The organism is Cobetia sp. BL01 (assembly GCF_056493605.1).
The window spans coordinates 871,085-893,040 of sequence record NZ_JBVBEE010000001.1; the positions used below are offsets into that span (position 1 = coordinate 871,085).

At 61.6% G+C, this 21,956-nt stretch carries 13 protein-coding genes; 1 reads left to right on the plus strand and 12 read right to left on the minus strand.

Translation table 11 applies throughout. The features are described from left to right. Positions 1 to 84: 84 nt before the first annotated feature. The 6 genes from astD to fabV all read right to left on the minus strand — a co-directional run bounded on the left by astD (position 85) and on the right by fabV (position 7,652). Positions 85 to 1,584 (minus strand): succinylglutamate-semialdehyde dehydrogenase, encoded by a 1,500-nt coding sequence (astD, locus tag ACZYGA_RS03630; protein WP_077378277.1) that lies wholly within the window; start codon positions 1,582 to 1,584, stop codon positions 85 to 87. A gap of 152 nt (positions 1,585 to 1,736) precedes the next feature. Next, entirely contained in the window at positions 1,737 to 2,768 is a 1,032-nt protein-coding gene (gene astA / locus ACZYGA_RS03635; protein WP_077378274.1) for an arginine N-succinyltransferase, read from the minus strand. After that, positions 2,768 to 3,829, minus strand: a complete 1,062-nt coding sequence (locus ACZYGA_RS03640) for an arginine N-succinyltransferase (RefSeq protein ID WP_077378480.1) — start codon at positions 3,827 to 3,829, stop codon at positions 2,768 to 2,770. The genes astA and ACZYGA_RS03640 overlap by 1 nt, the downstream gene beginning before the upstream one ends. A 23-nt stretch (positions 3,830 to 3,852) precedes the next feature. Beyond that, positions 3,853 to 5,073 carry an aspartate aminotransferase family protein gene (locus ACZYGA_RS03645; protein ID WP_077378271.1) on the minus strand — a complete coding sequence of 407 codons (1,221 nt, stop codon included), beginning with the start codon at positions 5,071 to 5,073 and terminating at the stop codon, positions 3,853 to 3,855. Between the two features lie 155 nt (positions 5,074 to 5,228). After that, positions 5,229 to 6,230 carry a GlxA family transcriptional regulator gene (locus ACZYGA_RS03650; RefSeq protein ID WP_169477227.1) on the minus strand — a complete coding sequence of 334 codons (1,002 nt, stop codon included), beginning with the start codon at positions 6,228 to 6,230 and terminating at the stop codon, positions 5,229 to 5,231. Positions 6,231 to 6,449: 219 nt separating this feature from the next. Beyond that, a complete protein-coding gene (fabV, locus tag ACZYGA_RS03655; protein WP_077378268.1) occupies positions 6,450 to 7,652 on the minus strand; it encodes an enoyl-ACP reductase FabV in 1,203 nt (400 codons plus the stop codon). Between the two features lie 363 nt (positions 7,653 to 8,015). On the opposite strand from fabV, the gene ACZYGA_RS03660 reads away from it, so the two are divergent. Next, positions 8,016 to 8,429 (plus strand): DUF7079 family protein, encoded by a 414-nt coding sequence (locus ACZYGA_RS03660; protein ID WP_077378265.1) that lies wholly within the window; start codon positions 8,016 to 8,018, stop codon positions 8,427 to 8,429. 101 nt (positions 8,430 to 8,530) lie between these two features. Here the strand turns inward: ACZYGA_RS03660 and ACZYGA_RS03665 are convergent, their stop codons facing one another. From ACZYGA_RS03665 to ACZYGA_RS03690, 6 genes are all read right to left on the minus strand, one after another. Then, entirely contained in the window at positions 8,531 to 9,199 is a 669-nt protein-coding gene (locus ACZYGA_RS03665; protein WP_077378262.1) for a transglutaminase-like cysteine peptidase, read from the minus strand. A 23-nt stretch (positions 9,200 to 9,222) separates the two neighbouring features. Further along, positions 9,223 to 11,148, minus strand: coding sequence for a bifunctional diguanylate cyclase/phosphodiesterase (locus ACZYGA_RS03670; RefSeq protein ID WP_141392320.1), 1,926 nt, complete (start codon positions 11,146 to 11,148; stop codon positions 9,223 to 9,225). 63 nt (positions 11,149 to 11,211) lie between these two features. Beyond that, on the minus strand, positions 11,212 to 12,516 hold the full coding sequence (locus ACZYGA_RS03675) for a TolC family outer membrane protein (protein WP_176493571.1): 1,305 nt from the start codon (positions 12,514 to 12,516) through the stop codon (positions 11,212 to 11,214). 33 nt (positions 12,517 to 12,549) lie between these two features. Beyond that, on the minus strand, positions 12,550 to 13,932 hold the full coding sequence (locus ACZYGA_RS03680) for an HlyD family type I secretion periplasmic adaptor subunit (protein ID WP_084207911.1): 1,383 nt from the start codon (positions 13,930 to 13,932) through the stop codon (positions 12,550 to 12,552). Continuing rightward, the gene (locus ACZYGA_RS03685; RefSeq protein ID WP_258038320.1) at positions 13,925 to 16,099 is read right to left on the minus strand and encodes a type I secretion system permease/ATPase; all 2,175 of its coding nucleotides are present in this window, start codon (positions 16,097 to 16,099) and stop codon (positions 13,925 to 13,927) included. Before ACZYGA_RS03685 ends, ACZYGA_RS03680 begins: the two co-directional genes overlap by 8 nt. A 97-nt stretch (positions 16,100 to 16,196) precedes the next feature. Then, a partial coding sequence (locus ACZYGA_RS03690; protein WP_479398341.1) for a VCBS domain-containing protein occupies positions 16,197 to 21,956 on the minus strand: 5,760 nt, incomplete at its 5' end.

Consider the following 21,956-nt stretch of genomic DNA (forward strand, 5'->3'; position numbering starts at 1 on the left):
GACGCCTTGGCACCTCAGGGAGCAGGCACGGCGAGCGTCGTGGTCAACAATGGGTAAGCGGCAGCGGTGCCCCAACGGACGGCCTTACAGACGGATACCGGCCGGCAGGGTCGCGGGCAGCGCCAGCGCCTCGGCTTCCATCGAGGCGACCGGATAGCTGACATAGTCGGCCGCGTAATAGGCGCTGGGACGGTGGTTGCCGCTGTCGCCGATGCCACCGAAGGGCGCGTCGCCGGAGGCGCCGGTGGTCTGGCGGTTCCAGTTGACGATGCCGGCGCGAATGCGCAGCAGGAAGTCGTCCCAGTCAGCACGCTCACCGCCGATCAGCCCGGCCGAGAGACCGTAGCGGGTGTCATTGGCCAGCGCGATGGCCTCGTCCCAGTCGGTGTAGCGATGGATCTTGAGCAGCGGACCGAAGAATTCCTCGTCCTCGAGCGCAAGGCCGGTGACATCGATCAGCGCCGGGCTGAGCAGACTGGTGCCCTCTTCAAGCTGCTGCATGCGCACGAGGACATTGCCGCCCAGCGCTTCGAGATCATCCTGCGCCTTGAGCAGGCCCTCGGCCGCCGCGACACTGGCCAAGCCGCCATAGAAGGGCGCGTCCTGCTCGAACTGCCCCGCCACGCGCAACTCGCGCAGCGCCGTGGCCAGCGCCTCGATCAGACGATCACCGACCTCGCCCTGCGGCACCATCAGGCGGCGCGCACAGGTGCAGCGCTGACCGCCCGAGGCGAAGGCCGACTGGATGATCGCCAGCACCGCGGCGGTTTCATCCTGCACATCACGCACCACCAGCGGATTGTTGCCGCCCAGTTCCAGCGCCAGCAGCTTGCCGACCTGACCGGCGAACTGACGGTGAAGCAGCTTGCCGACCTTGGCACTGCCGGTGAACAGCAGCCCATCGATGCCCTCGGACTGGGACAGGGCCTGACCGACGTCCGCCGCGCCCTGCACCAGATTGATCACGCCGGCCGGCAGGCCCGCGGCCTCCCAGCATTGCAGGGTGAGATCGGCGGTGGCCGGAGTCAGCTCGGAGGGCTTGAACACGCAGGCATTGCCCGCCAGCAGCGCCGGTACCATGTGGCCGTTGGGCAGGTGCCCCGGGAAGTTGTAGGGGCCAAAGACGGCCATCACACCATGCGGGCGGTGGCGCAGGACCGCCTGGGTGCCCGCGACATCCTTGGCGCGCTCGCCGGTACGCTCGTGATAGGCCTTCACCGAGATCGCGATCTTGCCGATCATCGCGCCGACCTCGGTACGCGCTTCCCACAGCGGCTTGCCGGTTTCACTGGCGATGCAGATCGCCAGCGCTTCACGATGCTGCTCCAGCTGATCGCGGAAACGCTCCACCACCGCCAGACGTGCCTCGAAGCCCAGACGCGCCCAGGTCGGGAATGCCTGACGCGCTGCCGCGACGGCCTGCTCGACCTGCTCGGCAGTGGCCGAGGCGCCCTGCCACAGGCGTGCCTGGGAGACGGGGTCGGTCTTGGTGAAGGATTCGGCCTCCCCCGCTTGCCACGCGCCGTCGATGAAGAGCTGTTGACGCACGTTGAGTGTGGCGGGAGTCGGAGTCGTAGTGGTCATGGCATGCCTCATCGAAAGGGCGCGCCGCGTAAGCGACGCTGAACAAGGAGATAACGGGGCAGTTGGCGATCTGCCCCGCTGATGGCAAAAGGACGCAAGGCGACATGGGCCTGCGAGATGGCGCAAAGAAGCGGATGCCCGGGGCGAATGCTTCAGCTGGCCAGCACGCGTAGCGTGTCACCGCCGGTGACGCCGAGGCGTTCGGCCTCATCACGGTGAAGGCGCACATGGCAGGCACCCGCGTCGTCCCGCGTGACAGCATGGCTGATCCAGCTGGCGCGGAAGTCCGCCATACCGGTGGTGGCGGCCATCACGGCGGGACGCTCACAGGCCGGGGCATCAGACGCGATCACCTCGACACATGCCAGCTGGCTGTCACGGACGCCGCGCACGTCATCGATATAGGCCTCGACCGTCGGGCCGCCATCGAAGATGTCGACATAGCCTTCCCAGCGCAGCCCTTCCTTCTTGAGCATCGCCACCGCCGGGCGGGTGTGCTCGTGCACCTGCCCGATGGCGGCACGCGCCTGCTCGGAGAGAAACGGCGTGTAGATCGGGAACTTGGGCATCAGCTCGCCGATGAAGCTCTTCTGGCCCATGCCGGTGAGGCGGTCGGCCTCATTGAAGTCCATCGGAAAGAAGTGGCTGCCCAGACACTCCCAGAACGGGCTGCGCCCCTCGGGCGTGAAGACACCGCGCATCTCGGCCAGCACCTTGTCGGGGAAGGCCTCGCGGAACTGGGCCATGAACAGCCAGCGCACCTTGGAGAGCAGCGCACCGTTGCGGTCCTTGCGCCAGCCCTCACGCAGGAACAGCGAGCAGACCTCGGCATCGCCGGTGTGATCGGAGCACAGCGTCAGCGTATCCAGGGTGCGATGCAGATCGAGCTGCACCGAAGAATGCGCCAGCGAGCCGAGCCGGTAGTGATAGAACGGCGCATCGGTGCCCACACAGGCCTCGATGGCGCAGCAGCCCGCGATGCTGCCGTCGCGCTCATCCTCGAGCACGAAGAAGTACAGGCGATCATCGCCGGGTTCCCAGCCTTCGAAGGCGGCCAGGGTGCGCTCGATCTTGGCGCTGAGAAATTCATGATTGTCCGGCAGTGAGGTGAAGCCGACGCCGGTTTCCCGCGCCAGCACCTTGAGGCCTTCGATATCGTGACGAGCGATAGGACGAATACGCATTACAGCTCTCCCTCATCGACCGCCGGCAAGGGCATCGGCACGGCAAGCACCGCACGCCCTTCTTCCACCCCCAGTACCTCGGCCTGCTGCGGCGTCAGCATCAGCTGGCCGGTCGGCGTCAGTGCATAGCGCGCCAGCACGCAGCGGAAATCGCCGAGCCGCTGGTTGGCGACCATCGCCGGCACCGCGTCCGGCAGGCTTTCCTGCGGACGGATACGCACCGGGTGCCAGCCGCACTGCTTGAAGGTGTGCAGACGTTCGCACTCCGCCAGCAGCAAGGGGCCCGCATCGAAGATGTCGACGTGGCGCGAGCGCGAGAAGCCTTCGGCGAGCATCTCCTGCATGGCGTACTCGTGGCGCGGATTCTCGCGCCCGATGGCAGCGCGCGCCTGGGGCGTGAGAAGCGGCAGATAGAGCGGGAACGGCGGCATCACCTCGGCGATGAAGCTCTTGGAGCGCACCCCCGCCATCTGGTTGATGTCATTGAAATCACGATCAAAGAAGTGCTGGCCGACGCTGTCCCAGAACGGGCTGACCTGACGCTCGTCGCGCGTTTCCAGATAGCCCGGGAAGGCCACCGCCAGTTCATTGGCGAAGCGTTCCGGGTACTGGGCGATGAACATCATGCGTGCACGACGCAGCAGGCTGTCCGCATCCGTCTCGCGGTAGCGGGCATCCAGCGACAGCGCGCACAGCAGCGTGGCATCCGACACCTCATGCGACAGCGACAGCGTCTGCACTTCATGGCGCACGTTGAGCTGCTGCGAGGCGTGGATCAGCGTTTCCTGACGATAGGTGTAGTAGGCCTCCCGCGCGCCAGCCTCGGCGCGCAGCGAGGCGGTACCGACCACTTCCCCGCTATCGAGATCCTCGAGCACGAAGCAGTAGATCTCGTCACCGGGAAAATCGATCTCGGCACGCAGGCTGCGCTGGGAGCGCGTGATGCGCTCCTCGAGGCGGTCACGATGTGCCGGCAGATTGGTCAGGCGTGGCGTGGCCGAGGCCGCGAGCCGCTCGAGGGCGAGCAGATCGCGGCTTTCGGCAGGCCGCACCACCAGCATCGGGGCACTGCTCATGGCGCTGCTCATGCAGATGCAGAGGCGGCGACGAAGCTCGCCACGGCACGGTCGAGCTTGTCGAGACCGCTCTGGAGCTCGGCTTCACTGATCACCAGCGACGGTGCCAGACGCAGCACGTCAGGCCCGGCGACCAGCACCATCAGACCTTCTTCCATCGCCAGATTGAGAATGTCCTTGGCACGGCCCGCATAGTCCGGCGCCATCTGGGCACCGATCAACAGGCCCATGCCACGCACTTCCTTGAAGACACCGTGACGCTTGGCGATGCCTTCCAGGCCATTGCGCAGCAGTTGGTGGCGATGCGCGACGCCCTCGAGCACTTCCGGCGTGTCGATGGTCTCGAGCGCCGCCAGCCCCACCGCACATGCCAGCGGGTTGCCGCCGTAGGTGGAACCGTGAGTGCCGATGGCCATGGCCGGCGCGATGCGATCCGTGGTCAGCATGGCGCCCAACGGGAAACCGCCACCGATGCCCTTGGCGGTGGTCAGGATGTCCGGCACCACGCCGAAGTGCTGGTAGGCGTAGAGGTGGCCGGTCCGCCCGGCACCGCTCTGGACTTCATCGAAGATCAAGAGCGCATCGTGCTGGTCGCACAGCTCACGCAGCCCCTCGAGGAAGGCCTGCTCCCCCGGAATGATGCCGCCCTCGCCCTGCAGCGGCTCGACGATGATCGCGCAGGTGTCATCGCCCATCAGCTCGCGCACGGAGTCGAGGTTGTTGAATTCGGCGTGCTGGATCCCGCCCGGAATCGGCCCGAAGCCCTGGGAATACTTGGGCTGACCACCGACGCTGACGGTGAAGAAGGTGCGGCCATGGAAGGACTGACGGAAGGAGATGATCTTGTCCTTCTTCTCGCCATGGGTGTCGTGGGCGAAACGACGTGCCAGCTTGAGCGCGGCTTCGTTGGCCTCACCACCGGAGGAGCAGAAGTAGACCTTGTCGGCGAAGGTGCGCTCGGTCAGCGCCTTGGCCAGCGCCAGGGCCGGCTCGTTGGTGTAGACGTTGGACAGGTGCCAGACCTTGTCGGCCTGATCCTTGAGCGCCTTGACCAGTGCCGGGTGGCAGTGACCCAGCGAGGTGACGGCGATGCCGCCGGCGAAGTCGATGTACTCACGACCTTCCTGATCCCACAGACGGCTGCCCTCGCCGCGTACCGGAATGGCAGCCTGGGGTGCGTAGTTGGGCACCATGGCATGGTCGAAATCGGCACGGGTCAGCTGGGTCATCGTCTCTTCCTCATCGCGGGGCGTTGCGTGGCAGGCCGATGATCGGCGAGCCACGGGTCATGACTCCCGAGTATAGGGAGGCGAGATGACAAAGACTTTCAGCGAAAGGACGACGACTTATGTCAGGAGGCGACTTTTGTCACCGATGCGACATTTCAGGCCTGCAGCATGAGACGTTCGTCGCGGGGGCTGCGCCCGAAATGGTTGCGGAACGCCGTGGAGAAGTGAGCGGCGCTGGAAAAGCCGGTGGCCAGCGCGATCTCGCCGATGGGCTGATCACTCTCGCGCAAGAGCTGACGTGAGCGTGCCAGACGCAGATCCAGATAGTAGCGGCTGGGCACCGCCTGCAGATGCTTCTTGAACAGCCGCTCCAGCTGACGCCGCGAGATCCCGAGGTGCTCGCCGATCTCGTGGGTGGACAGCGGCTCCTCGATATTGGCTTCCATCAGGGTCACGGCCTCCACCAGCGGCTGGGGCGCATGGGCGAAACGGTTCTTGAGCGGCACGTGCTGTGGCTCATCCGCCAGCCGGATACGCTCGCAGACGAAGTGCTCGGAGACCTTCTCGGCCAGCGCACGACCATGCTGCTGGGCGATCAACGTCATCATCATGTCCATCGCCGCGGTACCCCCACCGCAGGTGACACGATCACGGTCCAGCTCATACAGCTGATGGGAGACGTTGACCTGCGGGAAGTCGCGACGGAACGACTCGGCACGCTGCCAGTGGATCGTCGCACGATAGCCATCAAGCAGCCCGGCGCGAGCCAGCTCACGGGTGCCGGTGGAGATACCGCCCAGCATCACGCCACGCTCGGCCAGACGCTTGAGCCAGGCCAGCAGCGCGGGATTCGAGGCCACCTCCTGCAGGCCCGCCTCGCCCGCCGGCTGAGCACCGCACACGAACAGGGCGTCCAGATGGCGCGAATCACTGGCGACCAGGCTGTCCGGTGACAGGTTCAAGCCCGCAGCGGACGCCACACCGCGCCCGTCCAGCGCAAAGGTGACGGCCCGATAGAGTGTCTGCCCCGCGAGCTGATTGGCCACCTGCAGGGGCTCCAGCGCACAGGCCTGGGACAATAACGAGAAGCCGGGCAACAGCACAAAGCCGATCTGGCGTTGCTGGGCCTGGGGGGAAACCAGTGAATCCACGGGCATGGGTGTGAGTCGAGGTCCATCGCGTGAGGGTGGGGAAAACCTGCCGGCATATTGTGCCATGCCTCTGGCACTTGTGCCTGGCCCGGACTGGCATGACGCTCAAGATGAGGCCGCCACATACGACGACGCCACCCCGAAGGGTGGCGTCGTCATCGCTCAGCGGGCAGCGGTCAGCTGGCAGCGCTCGCTACCCTGACCTCTGCGCTTGCTGAAGCGCTCTTACATCTGCACGACATCGAATTCGACGTCGGTGGCGACGTCGGCATCGTAATCGACATCATCACGCGTGAAGCCGAACAGCTTGAGGAATTCCTGCTTGTAGCTGGCGTAGTCGGTGATATCGAACAGGTTGTCGCTGGTGACCTGCGGCCACAGTTCCTGACAGGCCTGCTGGACGTCGTCCTTGAGCTCCCAGTCGTCGAGACGCAGACGGCCGGACTCGTCGGTGACGATCTCGCCTTCACCATAGAAGCGCTCGGCGTAGAAGCGGTTGAGCTGCTCGATGGTGCCTTCGTGCAGGCCCTTCTCCTTCATGATCTTGTAGACCATGGAGATGTAGAGCGGCATGACCGGAATCGCGGCGCTGGCCTGGGTGACCACGGACTTGAGCACGGCCACGTGGGCACGACCGCCCTTGGCGGACAGCTTCTCGTGGATGCTGCCGGCGGCGCGGTCCAGATCTTCCTTGGCGCGACCCAGCGCACCGTGCCAGTAGATCGGCCAGGTGATCTCGGTACCGATGTAGCTGAAGGCCACGGAGCGGGCGCCATCCGCCAGCACGCCGGCGTCGTCCAGCGCCTGCATCCACAGCTCCCAATCCTGACCACCCATCACGGTGACGGTATCTTCGATTTCCTGCTCGGTGGCCGGCTCGACCTCCGCTTCGATGATGGTGTCCTTGTTGGTGTCGATGGCGGTCGCCCGGTAGGTCTCGCCGATCGGCTTGAGCACGGAGCGCTTCACTTCACCGCTGTCCGGCAGCTTGCGCACCGGAGAGGCCAGCGAGTAGACCACGAGATCGACTTCGCCCATGTTGGCCTTGATCAGCTCGATGGCCTTGGCGCGCGTCTCGTGCGAGAAGGCGTCGCCATTGATGGCCTGGCTGTAGAGCCCTTCCTGCTTGGCGAACTTGTCGAAGGCGGCAGAGTTGTACCAGCCTGCGGTACCGGCCTTCTTCTCGGTGCCCGGCTTCTCGAAGAAGACACCCAGGGTGTCCGCGCCGTAACCGAAGGCTGCCGTGATACGCGCCGCGAGGCCATAGCCGCTGGAAGCACCGATCACCAGCACCTTCTTCGGGCCACCGTCGCGCTTGTCACCGACCGTCTTGCGGGTGATGGCGATCTGCTCGGCAACATTCTGCTCGCAGCCCTTGGGATGAGTCGTGGTGCAGATGAAGCCGCGAACCTTGGGTTTGATGATCACGTAAGAACCTCGTTTGCTGTTGGCCCGGCGTGTACCCGCCGATGCTGATGCCCGATTCCAGTATGCAACGACCACGGCGCACGCTGCGCGACCGGTGCCTTGCTCTGAAAACGTCTGGTGAGTCTGGCTGTCGAATCAGGACATGCAGGCGTGTGTGCCTGCTGCTGGCCGCTATTCTAGCGGCTGTCGGCGACGCTGTCCGCCCCGGCGGGCCAACCCGCGCTGATGTCACGTCACTGGAGCCCTCCATGACGACTGCCGTATCATGTGACGCATTCAGCACACCGCCATCACACCGCTGTCCTGCTTCGCGCCATCCGTTGATGGTGTGTCTGTCTGACAGCCTTCGCTCGGGATCTCTCCATGAACGACCAGAACGCTCACCTCGCCCCCGATGTGGCCGCCCTGCTCGAACGCCGCCAGGAGGTCTGGCTGGCGCTGGCGCCTCTCTGGGAGGAGCGTGACCCCCGCGAGGCGGAGTATCAGCACATGGCCGAAGTGGTCGAGGCACACGGCCTGAGCTTCCGAGAACTCGAAACGCTGTATCGACTCGAAATGGCCCCGGTGCTGGTGCGTGAGCAGGTCAGCATGGCCCCGAGCTACAAGGAGCGCGACGAGAACCGTCTGCTGTCGCGCCTGCTGCAGCATACGCATCAGCTCACTCGCGGGAAGCGCCTCTTCTGGCTGCTGTTCTCCGGCCTGGCGACCATGCCCAGCCGTCACCGTTACGGCAACCTGCTCGAAGTGCTCCATCTGCGCGGCAACACGCCGGAATGAAGCGATCCGACACCGCATGAAGCAGAACGCCCCGTGGCGGTCCGGCCACGGGGCGTTCTGCTCGATACCTGTCGCGATTCGACGCTGAACTACCCCTCGCCTCAGGGGCGCTTGCGCAGGGGAGCTTTCAGGACACCGTCCTTGTAGCGTCGTTGCCAGTCAGTGAGACTCGACAGCCCTCGGCTGTCGCTGATGCGCTCTCCCCCCTCCAGCCGCTTGCTCATCCACAACGCGTTGCCATTGAAGCTGTAGATCGGCAGGAGATCGGTGCGCTCACTGGCCGGCAGGATGGAGCTGTTGAGGTTGTCCAGCACATCAGGCATCGACATGCCCGCGCCCTGATAGGTGACGACCATGTGGAACTGATTGAGCCTCAATGCCTTGACGTAGTGCAGGCGCAAGGAACTCTCCGGCACGCCCAGCTGACGCAATGTCAGATACTTGGCCATGGCGAAATCATCGCAATCCCCTGCGCCGGCCCCCAGGAACTCAAGCGGGGTCGCCCAGTAATCCTCCTTTCCCCAGACGCGCATGTCATCGGTGAAATGCATCCGGTTGAAGAAATCATTGACCTCACTGAGCTGACGCCTGGCCGGCTGCCCGTCGAGATCCACGAGCAGCTGCTCCCATTGCTGGACTCTCGCCCACCCCGGTTGACCATAGACCTCGATGAAACGTTGTGCCTGCGTATCGCGGGCCAGTACGGAACCGACCGTGAACAGCATCAATACCCAGGCGATCAGCCAGCTGAAGCAGCGTCTCTGCCACATGGCGACCAGCCCCTGGCTGTCTATCAGGGCTTCCTCGCCATGACATCGACGGCCGGTGCCACATAGCCCTGATAGCCATCGGCGCCAAGGGACATCACGCGCGCCTGGTCCTGTTCGGATTCGACCCGTGTCACGATCACCAGAGACTCGACCTGATGCGCCGTCATGCACAGGCTTTGCAACAGCTCGGTGTCCACATCGTCACGCTTGAAGAACGCCTGATCGATCTTGACGTAGTCCGGACGCAGCGCCTCCAGATAACTGAGCTCCTTCAGCTCACGTGCAAAGCGGTCAATGCCTCCACGCGCGCCCAGCCGGCGTGCACGCCGGAACAGCAGCTTGACGCGCTCCAAGTGGCGAAGCGCGATGCTTTCCGACACTTCTATATCCAGACGCTTGCAGAGACGCGGATGGACTCCCAACCAGCTGATGAGTCCCGAGAAGCTCGCCTCATCATCCAGCGTCTCCTCGGTGAGGTTGAGCGCCAGACGTGGAGCCTCGATGCCATCGACATGGGCAGCCAGCCACTCCAGCGCATGCAGGTCGAAGCGTGCTCCCAGACGGAAATGGCGCACGACCGGCAGGAAATCGCCGGCTCGGTGCAGCTGGTCCCCTTCACGCAGACGCGCGAACAGCTCCCGGTGCAGCTCACTGCCATCATTGAACAGCACGGGCTGCGCCACGAAATCGAGACCATCAGGGCGCTCCAGCGACTGCTCGATGACGTCTCGCCATTCGCCGCGTGGACGCGCCTGATCCCCTTCCTCGGCGAGCGCGACGCTGCTGCCATGCTCGATGGCCTGCAGCAAGGTCGTGTCCGCCACCGTGAACAACTGGGTGCGGGTCATGCCCGGCTCTCGCCTTGCCGCCCCGATGACACAGCCGATCGGGCGGCTGTTCGCCATGGGATTGGCATCCAGCAGTCGATCGATGTCTTCGGTGATGCCCTTCAAGAAGGCCTGCAGCGCGGACTCATCGGCTTCTGGCAACAGCAAGCCGAAGTCATGATTGGCCAATCGCCCTGCCACGATGGGCTCCCCGGCCAGCTCACGCTGCTCAAGCCGCTGGGCGATGGCGCGCAGCAGTGCATCGCGTCCCTTGTAGCCCTGCTCCTGATAGACGACTTCAAGCTGCGCGACCCGCAACAGTGCGAAGCTGCCTCCCAGAGGCTCACTCAGCCATTCATCCACTGCACGATTGAGGTAACCACGGTTGCCAAGCCCCGAGACAGCGTCCTGTTCTGCCTGGCGCTGCAGGCGCGCCAACTGCGCCGCCTGAGCCTCGAACTGGGTATGCAGACGCTGCCCGAGTCGATTGACAGCAGACGTGATCCCACGCAGCTCCTTGACACTGGTTTCCTCCAGAGGCGCGTCGAAACGCTGTGTCTCCATCTCGTTGAGACGTGCGGAGAGGCGGTCCAGAGGGCGCAGCAGGCGACGCATGACCAGCGAGGCCACCAGCAGGGTCAACAAGCCCCCCAACAGCAACCAGAGTCCGAGCCGTTTGGCGAGCTTCCAGAGGTCATCGTGACCCTGGGCCGGCTCTCCCGTCAGCGAGATCGTCCCCAGAGAGGCCCACCCACCCGGCAATTCACGGCTGACCGTTTCTACCGGCATGGGAATCATCTGCTGAAACCACTCGGGTGCCTGGCTTTCTCGTGTGATGTCAAACGCGATGGGGGCCGGGAGCGCGACGCTTTCCAGCTGGATATCCCGGACATATCCACCATCCAGGGTGGCGCGAATCAGGGTTTCCGCGCTGGCAGCATCACCAAGCTCGACATGCGGCACCAGTGCAAGACTCAGGCTCTGGGCGAGATTCGAGAGCTCGACACGCTGTCGTTCGGCCAGTGAATCACGGGTATTGTTGACCTGAATGAAGAAGATACCGAAGGAAAACACCAACAGCACCAACAACATCAAGGTAAACAGGCGGCGCGAAAGACTCATCTGATTTCCTCATCAGCCGTCAGTATGACCACGGCACCACTTCCTGGTGGTGCCGTGAGCGACTCAACCCTGTCGGGTCGGTACGGCAACGTTCATTGAATCCAGCAATGCACCTGTCGCGGACAACAAGCGATAGTTGGCCGTTTCCAGGTCAAAACGTGCACGAATCAGATTCTGCTGCGAAGTGAACAGCTCACTTTCGCTGTCCAGCAGATCCAGCAGCGTCCTGCGGCCGATATCGAACTGCTTGCGATAACTTTCGCGCGTATCCGTCGCGGCACGCACATAGCTTTCCAGATAATCGATCTGACGCTTGAGATTCTCGCGTGCATTCCAGGCCAGTCGGATCTCGTCACGCACATCGCGCATCACGCGGTCATTGTCATGCTCGACGGTTTCCAGCGCCGCCTGGCGTCCGCGAATCTCGGCCTGATCCCGCCCACCGCGATACAGGTTGTAGCGCATGACCAGCTCGACGCTCCAGTCATCGGAACTGCTCTCGTCCTGATCATAATCGTCCGTCAGCGTGCGATTGCCTTCAATGCTGAATTCCGGGTAGTTGTCACCCTTCTCAGCGTTCACCTCATGACGAGCCGCATCAATGGACACCCGTGCCGCTGCCAGCAGGGGGTTGCGCTGATTGGCCTGGACATAGGCACTCTCCACATCGGCACTGATCAGATCGGTATCGAGGCTGGGGAGGTTCAGATCCGTGGGCAGCTCACCGACCAGACGCAGATACGCCGAGCGGGAATCCTCGAGGTTGTTCCGGGCGGACAGCACGCTGGCCTCGGCATTGGCCAGGCGGCCATCCACCTGACGCACGTCACTGCGTGCGCCGAGACCGGACTCTGCACGACGCCCGATATCACTGGAAATACGACGGTGCGCATCGAGATTGGCCTGCGCATATTTGAGAATCAGCTCATCACGCATGACATCCAGATAGGCCCCGGCCGTATCCAACGCGACATCATTGGCTTCGGCGGCCGTCTGCAGGCGCTGATAGTCGGCTTCGGTCTCTGCCTGACGGATGCGCTCGATCGTGGTGTCACCGTCCCAGAGCAGCTGGCGAATGGTGAGATCCAACCGACGATAATCGTGCCAGTCATCCTCGTCATTGACCCCATCATCCTCGGAGTCGAACTTGCCATAGCCCAGTCGTCCGGTCAGATCGACCGTCGGGCGATAGGCCCCACGCTGGACTTCCGCTTCTTCCAGACGCTGGATATGACGGGTCACCTGCAAGCGGGTACGCGGATTTTCCATCACTGCCTTGGAAACGGCTTCTTCCAATGACTGCGCAGAGGCGGAGAGACTGGAACTCATCCCCGCCATCACGCTCAATGCCAAGAGTGTCTTTTTCATTATGGGTTGCCCTTGAATACTTCATGTCCATGATCAACGTTCACGCAAGGCACCTTGCCTGGCGCGCAGAATCGGCTTCATCAGGTACTGCAGGATGGTCTGCTCACCGGTGATGACATCCACGCTGGCCTGCATGCCCGGGATGATCGTGAGCGGGTCTGAGTCACTTCCAAGGTGGTTCTGCTCCGTGAGCACCTTGATTTCATAAAAGCTGTTGCCTTCTTCATCCTGAACGGTGTCGGCACTGATCTGCTCCACCTCGCCTTCGAGTCCTCCATAGATGGTGAAGTCGTAGGCGGACAGCTTGACTACGGCAGGCTGGCCAATACGCAGGAAGCCGATGTCCTTGGGTGCCACCCGGGCCTGGACCAGCAGCTGATCTTCGATGGGAACGATTTCCATCAGATCTTCGCCAGGCTCGATGACCCCGCCTATGGTATTGATATTCAAGGTCTTGATGGCCCCCTGAACGGGAGACGTCACCAAAGTACGGTCAAGACGGTCCTGAAGACTGGTACGCCCCTCACGCAATCGCCCGAGATCCGCCTGAGTCTTGGCCAGCTCATCTGCTGCACGCGAGCGAAATTCCTGGGCAACACCGACACGATTCGAGATGGCCTCATCCAGCTCCGACTGCTTGCCGGGCACTGCCAGTCGCGCCGACTCCAGATCCCCCCGCAGATCATTCACCTCACGCTGGATCTTGAGCAGATCGACTTGCGATACCACGCCTTCACGTACCAGCGGTGCTGTCATGTTGAGCTCACGACGTGACAGCTGGTAGCTGCGCTCCAGGCTATTGATGCGTGACTTCAGCTCTCTCAGCTCCTGCTCTTTCTGCAGAATCTGCTCACGAGAGCCATTCAAGCCACTGTTCAACTGGTTGAGGTGGGTGCGATAGGCAGTCATCGCACGCGCGACAAGTGCAGGACTGCGAGTCTTGAACTCCTCATCGAATGGCAGGGGGACGCGGGTCATGACGACCTGGTCCTTCCAGTCATCGGCAGAGGCGTCCACCGCGATGGAATCCAGCTCGGTGTCGTACAGGATGATGGTGGCCTGCAGGCCATCCAGGGTAGAGACACGCTCACGCAGGTCGGAACCGGCGCTGGTGTCATCAATGCGCAGCAAGGGCTCTCCGGGCGACACGATCTGCCCCTCCTTGATGTAGATCTCGCGCACGATCCCCCCTTCCAGATTCTGCACGACCTGAAGGTGGGTGGAGGGCACCACCTTGCCGGAACCTCGCGTCACGACCTCCAGGCTTGCCTGGCTGGCCCAGATGACGAACACCACGATGAAGGCCAGCACCATCCAGATCAGGATGCGTGACTTCCAGGGGGTCGCCAGCAGAACGGCTGAGCTGACGTCATCCAGGTGGTGAAGATCGCGCTGTTCAATCGGTGCCTTAGCCACGTTGAGCCTCCTGCTTGCGCCCGGACACACGCCCTTCATTCAAGGCATTCAATACCTTGTCCTTGGGACCGTCAGCGACGATACGCCCACCTTCCATCACGATGACGCGGTCTACCACTTCCAGCATGCTGCTCTTGTGCGTCACCAGCACCATGGTCTGGGTACGCGGCAATGACTTGAGCATACGCCTCAGACGCAGCTCGGCACGATTGTCCATGTGCGAACCGGGCTCATCGAGCAACAGCAGCGGCGGTCGCATCAGAAGCGCCCGAGCCATCAGGACCGTCTGACGTTGGCCACTGGACAGCATCCGTCCCCCTTCCCCGACCTGGCGATCAAGTCCCTCCGGGTGATGGCGAGTGAACTCGGTCACGCCGGCAGCATCGGCCGCAAGCTCAATCTGGGTATCACTGGCATGCGGCTGCCCCAGGGTGATGTTGTCGCGGATAGAGCCGAAGAACAGCGCACTGTCCTGACCGGCATGCCCGATATGACGCCGGACATCGGCGGGATGGATCTGGTTGAGGTCAAGACCATCGACTCGCACGCTGCCGGCGGTAGCACGGTAGAGTCCGCAGATCAGGCGCTGCAGGGTGCTCTTGCCGGCACCGATACGGCCGATGATGGCCACTCGCTCGCCTGGCTCGATGGTCAACGAGATATCGGTCACCGCCGGCGGCGTGTTGGCCGCATAGGCGAAGCCGACACGATCGAACTCGATCCGCATCTGCAGTGTCTCGCGATGCACGTACCGACGATCTTCTGCCTCTTCAGGCAACGCCATGATCTGCTCAAGCGCACTCATGGCACTGCGCGTCTGCCCGATACGGGTAATCAGCAGCGCCAGTTGCCCCAGGGGCTGAAGCGCGCGCCCGGAAAGCATGACCGCGGCAATCAACCCACCCACCGAGAGTCGTGCATCCGCGATCAGATAGACCCCGAACACGACCAGTGCCACCGTGGTGGCCTGCGTCAATGACATGCTCAGCGAGCTGACGGATGTCGTCAGATTGCGGCTCTTCACCCCCCAATGAGCGATCTGACCCACCGCACGCTCATAGCGGCGCTGGGTCTCTCCCTGAGCATTGGCCAGCTTGAGGCTCTCGAGCCCCGAGACCGCTTCCACGAGACGCGCATTGCGCTCGGTCGCCAGCCGCGAGCCCTTCTCGATGCTATTGCGCAGCGGTCTCTGTATCGCCAGGCTGTAGATCAGCAGGATGACGAGAGCTATCAGGGGCACAAGTACCAGGGGCCCGGCGACGATCCAGATAATGGCGAGAAACAGCAGCGCAAACGGCAGGTCGACGAGCGTGGTCAACGTCGCTGACGTGAAGAACTCGCGAATGGAATCGAATTCCTGGAGATGCTTCACATAGCCGCCCACGGAGCCGGGGCGCGACTCCATGCGCAGATTCATGGTCTTGGCAAACAGCTTGGAAGTCAGCAGCACCTCGGACTTCTTGCCGGCGGTATCCATGAAATAGGCACGCGTCTGCCGCATCACGAAATCGAATACCATGATGATCGCCATGCCCGTCGCCATGACCCACAAGGTGTTGAACGCCAGATTGGGCACCACCTTGTCATAGGCATTCATCACGAACAGTGGCGATGCCACGGCAAACAGATTGATCAGGACAGAGGCCAGAATCACGTCACGATAGATAGGCGTCGAGAGCTTCAGCGTCGACCAGAACCAGTGGCCATCGCTCTGTTCCAGCGTTTCCGGGGCGCGCTCATCGAAACGGTGCTCCTGCTTCAGGTAGACCACTCGTCCATCATGGCGTGCCGTCAGCGTTTCCAGTTCGATCCATGCATCGCCTTCCGCTTCCGGTTGGTGGATTCGCGCCTTTTCTGTCTTGGCATCCACTTCCAGCAGCACGACAGCGCGCCCTTCATTCAACATCAGAATGCAGGGCATCAACAGATCGCTGATCGCGGTGATCTGTTGATTGACCAGTTTGGCGCTCAGATTGGCACGCGCGGCTGCACGGCTGACAAGCGCCAGAGGCAAACGCCCGTCCTCCATCGGCAGCCCGTCCGTCAGCACGGCGGCTGACCGGGGATTGCCGTGGTAACGCGCCATGAACACCAGCGCATTCAGCAGAGGGTCGCCCTCTCTTTCGCCGACCGGCTCTGGTCTCAATGGCGTGGGTTGATCGCTCAACCTGTCCTCCTTAGTGGGGCACTTCGCAGACATTCATTCGGTGAAGTCTAATGCAATAAAAGGGAGATGGCCTAAGCCATCTCCCTTATCTTTTGCATCAACCGTCAACGTTGGTCTTGAGGCTATTGCTATCCAGCAGCGACTGGATGATCTGGGCATCGGAATCACCGCCCGATGTCAGATCCACATCCTGCAGAGTGATCTCCTGGGTGACATTGCTGCCCGCAGAGCCGTCCACACTGATCTCGATGGTGGTACCGCCGTCTCCATCTGACTCGAAGTGCAGGAAGCTCGAGAGCGCATCGGCGTCCCCATTGGACTGAAGGAGATCCGACAGATCGATGACGTCGCCATCCGCCACACTGAAGTCGGTGATGGTATCCGTCGCCATGCCGCCTTCGCTGTTGACGTCATCACCACTCATCCACTGGAAGGTGTCTGCCCCATCGCCGCCAGTGAGGATGTCGTTGCCGGAGCCACCCACCAGAAGATCATCGCCCTCGCCACCGGACAGGATATCGTTGCCGGTGCCGCCCCGCAGCGCATCGTTGCCGCTGCCGCCTTCCAGACGATCGCTGCCCACACCGCCACTCAAGATGTCATTGCCGCCCTGGCCAATCAGATAATCGGCATAGAACGGGCCATCGCCATCGCCTGTCAGGGTGTCGTTGCCAGAGGTCCCGATCAGGACCGACAGCTTGTCGACGTCGATACTGACACTTGAAGTGTTGGTATCCCCGTCGTTGTCGACCGTGACGTAATCGAAGCTGTCCGTGGAACGCGCACTGACATTGTCCGGCGGCGTATAGGAGAAGTCACCGGTCCCCAGATTGAACAGCATGCTGCCACCCAGATCCGTCGAGATGGTCAACTCCAGGCTGCCTGCATCGTAGCTGCTGTTGTCGGTACCAGTGGCAGAAACAGCATTGGTATCCGGATCATAACTGTAGGTAGTGCCATCCACAGTGACCGACTGCAGATAACCACCATCCGCTCCCAACAAACTGCCATCTACGGAACTGCCTGATACCAGCTGACCACTGACGGGTGATTGGACCGTGGCAGCAAGCGTATCGTCCAGATCCTCGAAGCTGGTCACGACTGTACTATCGATATCTTCGTCCGCTGAACCATCGTAGGCAATTGGATTGAGGTTGTCTTCATCGACACTGCCTCCCAGTCCTATCGCGTATGACTTGATGCCATTCTCCACCAGAAAATCTGTCCAGATATTCTCTTCACTCTCCGAGATACCTGCATCTGAACGGAAGATGGTATTACCCACAAGCACATTCAGGGCTTCATCATCACCATCACCAAAGTTAGGTTCACCATCGGAGAAGAAATAGGAAATGCTTTGCGCATCCTCCAATGCTCCATCTTCAGAATAATTCTCGATAGCAGCTGCAAGAGCGGAATCATAATTGGTATAACCACCGGCCTGCAGGTTATCCAGAATGCTCTCAGCCTCTCCTACGGTCACCCAAGCATTCTGAGCCGTACCGATGGATGAGAATGTCACCAGATTGATACGTACGTCACCAAAGTCATCGTAGGCCTCAATCAGAGACTTGATGGAATCAATAGCGCTCTGCAGGCGAGTTTCACCATCGATTCCATCAGTTGCATTCATGGAACCTGACACATCAAGAATGATAGTGAGATTGGTATCCACCAACGTCGAGGAGAAGCTCTGTGCTTCTTGCTGCTCGGGGGCATCATCCTCGATGCCGATGGTCAGCGTGCCGGTGGAGCTTGCGCCTTCGCTATCCGTTGCGAGTACACCGAAGTCCAGAGACAGGACATCTTCCCCGTCACCCGAGTGATCAACCGCCTGACTCAGAGTGAAGGTATAGGCGCCGCTGTCATCGATGGTGACCGTCGCGACTTCATTGCCCTCGGCATCGGTTGCCACCATTGATTGGGTGCCGCTGCCGGACCAGGTCACCGCACTGCCACCGGAGGTGATGGCCGTGGCAGGCGCCGTCAGCACCAGCGAGACACTGTCACTGTCGACATCCGTGACCGAAACCGTACCGGTGACGATGGTGGCATCGGTAGTATCCGTGAAGCCATCAGCCGCATCACTGTCGGCGATACCGCCTTCGAGCCCTTCTTCGCTGACGCGGCCTTCAGTCGCAGTCACCACCGGAGCGTCATTCGTCCCCTGAATGGTAATGGTGACATCCTGGGTAGCTGTCGCTCCCGCCGTATCCGTGACAGTGACGGTGTAGGTCAGGACCAGTGACTCGCCTGCAGACAGGTAGTCGAAGCTTTCCCCGGCAGCACTGCTGTCGAAGGTCCAGTTGAGCGTCCCTTCAGTGTTCTCGTCATCGATGATGGCGCCGGTGTCCACCCCCAGCAGCGCAAGCAGATCATCGTTGTCCAGCGCGCCAGTATCACCATTGCTGGAGACACTGGTCACGCTTGGCGTCACGCTATTGCTGAGATCCACATCCGTCACCGACAGCGTACCGCTGGTGCTCAGGGCGGAGTCCGTTTCCGTCAGACTGGCGGAGGCGCTATCACCACTGTTGACGCTGATCGCCGGGCCGTCGTTGCGACCATTGATGGTGATCGTCAGAGTGGTGCTGGAGGTATCACCGTCAGCATCCCTGATCACGTAGGTATAGACATCCGTGACCGACTCACCCGCCGCGAGGAACTGCAGATCTTCGCGTGCTGACTGGTAGCTGTAGGAGCCATCCGCTTCAAGCGTCAGCTCGCCATGAGCACCAGTGATCACAGCCGCCGCGCCATCGCTCACCGCGACGGTTTCTGATCCGGAAGTGACGGCGGTGACGGTGACCGCATCGGCCCCCAGGGTGTCCGCCGTCGCAGATGAGCCGTCCACCACATTGCCGGTAACGGCAGCACTGCGATTCTCGTTCATGCTGCGGGTATCAGCATTGGCTATCGGCGCGGTGTCCAGAACGGTGACATCCAGACTGGATGCGGTGCTCTGACCGGCAAGATCCGTCACCACGACAGCGAAGTCGTCAACGACACTGTCATCGCCACCGGAATGATCAGCCGCAGTGCCATCTTCCACATAGCTGTAGGAGACCACCCCGGTGTCGGCATCATAGCCTGTGACGGTCAGCGTCCCTTCGCCATCTGGATTGGAGATCACTACCGGTGAGGTGTTGGCATCCGTGATATCCACACCAGCGATCGTCACTGCCGCAATACCTGCCGCAGCTTTCACGGTAAAGGTATCGGTGACCGTACTTCCTGTCGCTTCGGTGACGGACTGATCTTCCAGTGAATTGATGACCGGCAGTGCATCATCAGTACCGGTGATCACGATATCCACTGTCGTGGTGGAACCATCGCTGAGCGTGACGGTGTACTGCTCGACAATCTCGTCTTCAGACGTCAGCCCCTGAACAGCAGCTGTGTCGTTGTCGAGCGTATAGGTCCAGCTACCGTCAGCATTGACAGTGAAGCTGCCGTAGTCACTGCTGTCATCGGTCGCGGCCACGAATGTCGGCGCAACACTATCGACATCGGTCGCGGTCAGCGTACCCGACGCTTGTGTCACACCATCTTCGGCAACAGCGCCATCATCGGCACTGATGACAACCGGGTCATCGACCGCCGTGACATCCTGGAAGCTGAGAATGGCTTCATCGAACTCGGTGCCATCCGTGATCACATAGGTGGTATCAGGCACCGGACCGTTGTAGTTCTCGCCGGGCGTGAAGGTGAAGGTACCATCGGCATTGATAAGTAGCGTGCCGACTTCGCCAAGATCCGCCGTCTCGCCCGGGTCGTAGGTATCGCCGTCAACAGTGAAGCTGAAGACGCTCAACTCATCACCATCGGCATCAACATCGTTGCTCAGGACGTTGCCGCTGACCGGAGTATCTTCCTCGACCAGAATCGGGCCATCGTCATAGGCCACCGGCTTGTCGTTCAAGCCCTGGACATTGATGGTGATGACAGCGGTATCCGAATCCCCATCCGCATCAAGAATGGTGTACTCGAACTCCTCCTTGACCAGATCACCCGCTCCCAATGCCTGGGCACGTACATCGTCCAGGTCATAACTGAAGCTGCCATCGGTATTGAGGGTCAGGCTGCCATAGCTGCCATCGACGGTAACACTACCCCCGTTGTCTGCCAGCAAGATGCCGTCCAGTTTCGTGATGGTCACGGCGTCGGCACCAAGCTCATCCTGACCACGACCCAAAACACTCGTGATGACATTGGTACTGATCACCGGCTCACCATCAGGGGAAGTATCGTCCTCACGAATGGTGTAGGTGTCATCATTGGCGACAGGCGCGGTATCCAGAACCGTGACGTCGAGGCTGTCGGTGGCTGTTGCACCGGTAACATCCGTCACCACCACGGTGAAGCTATCGACAACGCTGTCATCGCCGCCAGAGTGATCAGCGGCAGTACCATCTTCCACATAGCGGTAAGAGACGGTGCCCGTGTCGGCATCGTAGCCAGTGACGGTCAACGTACCTTCATCACCATCCGTGCCAGGAATCGCGACCGGATTGTCTGCAGTCGCGCCGGTGATATCGGTGCCGTTGATGGTGACGGTAGCGATGCCAGTATCAGCCTGGACATTGAAGGTATCGGTGACGGTCGCACCCTCACCCTCGATGACTGACTGATCTTCCAACGAGTCGATGGTCGGCTCACCATCATCAGCACCGGTAATAATGATATCGACGGTAGTGCTGGTGCCATCCGACAGGCTCACGATGTATTGCTCGGTGACGGTCTGTCCTTCAATCAGGCCTTGTACGTCTGCACTGTCGTTATCAAGCGTGTAGGTCCAGCTGCCGTCGGCGGCGACCTCGAAGCTGCCGTAGACACTGCTGTCATCGGTGGCGGCGACGAAGGTCGGAGCGATGCCGTCCACGTCGGTAGCCGTCAGCGCACCAGTGGCACTCAGTACGTCGTCCTCACTCACGGCACCAGTGTCTGCGGTAAGTACCGGCAGATCGTCAGACCCCGTGATGTTGATGGTCAGCGTGGTGGTAGACGTATCACCATCACTGTCCTCCAGGACATAAGTGAAGACATCTTCCGCCTGCACACCATCAGCCAGCGACTGCGTCTTGGTGGTATCCAATACGTAGGTATAGCTGCCGTCACTATTGAGTGTCAGCGTGCCATAGTCGCCGGTGACGGTCGCACTGCCGCCGTCGGCAATCCCTTTATCGTCCAGTTTGCAGACCATGAACGGCGTATCGGCGCCCAGCGTATCGGCGGTGTCATTGATACCGTCAATCACGTTGCCAGTCAGTTCATCCGTCGCATCTTCCTCGCTGGTGCGTTCATCAGGGTTGGCAACCGGCGCGGTATCCAGAATCTTGACGTCAAGGCTGTCGCTCGTGCTCTGTCCTGCCAAGTCAGTGACGACCACGGCGAAGTTGTCGAACACGCTATTGTCACCAGCCGTGTGATCCGCAGCCGTACCATCCTCCACATAGGTGTAGGACACGGTGCCTGAATCGTAGCCGGTAATGGTCAGCATCCCTTCGTCATCAGTCGCGCCCGGAATCACGATGGGGTTATCCACTGACGCCGAAGTGATATCCGTGCCATTGATGGTGACGCTGGCGATGCCGGCATCTGCCTCGACCTGGAAGGTGTCAGTGACAGTGGCACCCGTGGCCTCGGTCACTTCCTTGTCTGCCAGCGTGATGGTCGGCGCGGCATCGGTCGCGCCGGTGATGGTGATGTCGACCGTGGTGGTCGTCCCATCGGTCAGCGTCACGGTGTACTGCTCGCTGATGGTGTCATCTGGCGTCAGGCTCTGCACCGCGGCCGACTCGTTGTCGAGGGTGTAGGTCCAGCTGCCGTCGGCGGCGACCTCGAAGCTGCCGTAGAC

What these genes read in the sequence shown, in the direction of transcription:
- astA (WP_077378274.1), bottom strand. Translation starts at nt 2,768, where the DNA reads ATGCGTATTCGTCCTATCGCTCGTCACGATATCGAAGGCCTCAAGGTG.
- ACZYGA_RS03670 (WP_141392320.1), bottom strand. Translation starts at nt 11,148, where the DNA reads ATGAGTCTTTCGCGCCGCCTGTTTACCTTGATGTTGTTGGTGCTGTTG.
- ACZYGA_RS03665 (WP_077378262.1), bottom strand. Translation starts at nt 9,199, where the DNA reads ATGTGGCAGAGACGCTGCTTCAGCTGGCTGATCGCCTGGGTATTGATG.
- ACZYGA_RS03675 (WP_176493571.1), bottom strand. Translation starts at nt 12,516, where the DNA reads ATGAAAAAGACACTCTTGGCATTGAGCGTGATGGCGGGGATGAGTTCC.
- ACZYGA_RS03645 (WP_077378271.1), bottom strand. Translation starts at nt 5,073, where the DNA reads ATGACCCAGCTGACCCGTGCCGATTTCGACCATGCCATGGTGCCCAAC.
- ACZYGA_RS03650 (WP_169477227.1), bottom strand. Translation starts at nt 6,230, where the DNA reads ATGCCCGTGGATTCACTGGTTTCCCCCCAGGCCCAGCAACGCCAGATC.
- ACZYGA_RS03660 (WP_077378265.1), top strand. Translation starts at nt 8,016, where the DNA reads ATGAACGACCAGAACGCTCACCTCGCCCCCGATGTGGCCGCCCTGCTC.
- ACZYGA_RS03640 (WP_077378480.1), bottom strand. Translation starts at nt 3,829, where the DNA reads ATGCTGGTGGTGCGGCCTGCCGAAAGCCGCGATCTGCTCGCCCTCGAG.
- astD (WP_077378277.1), bottom strand. Translation starts at nt 1,584, where the DNA reads ATGACCACTACGACTCCGACTCCCGCCACACTCAACGTGCGTCAACAG.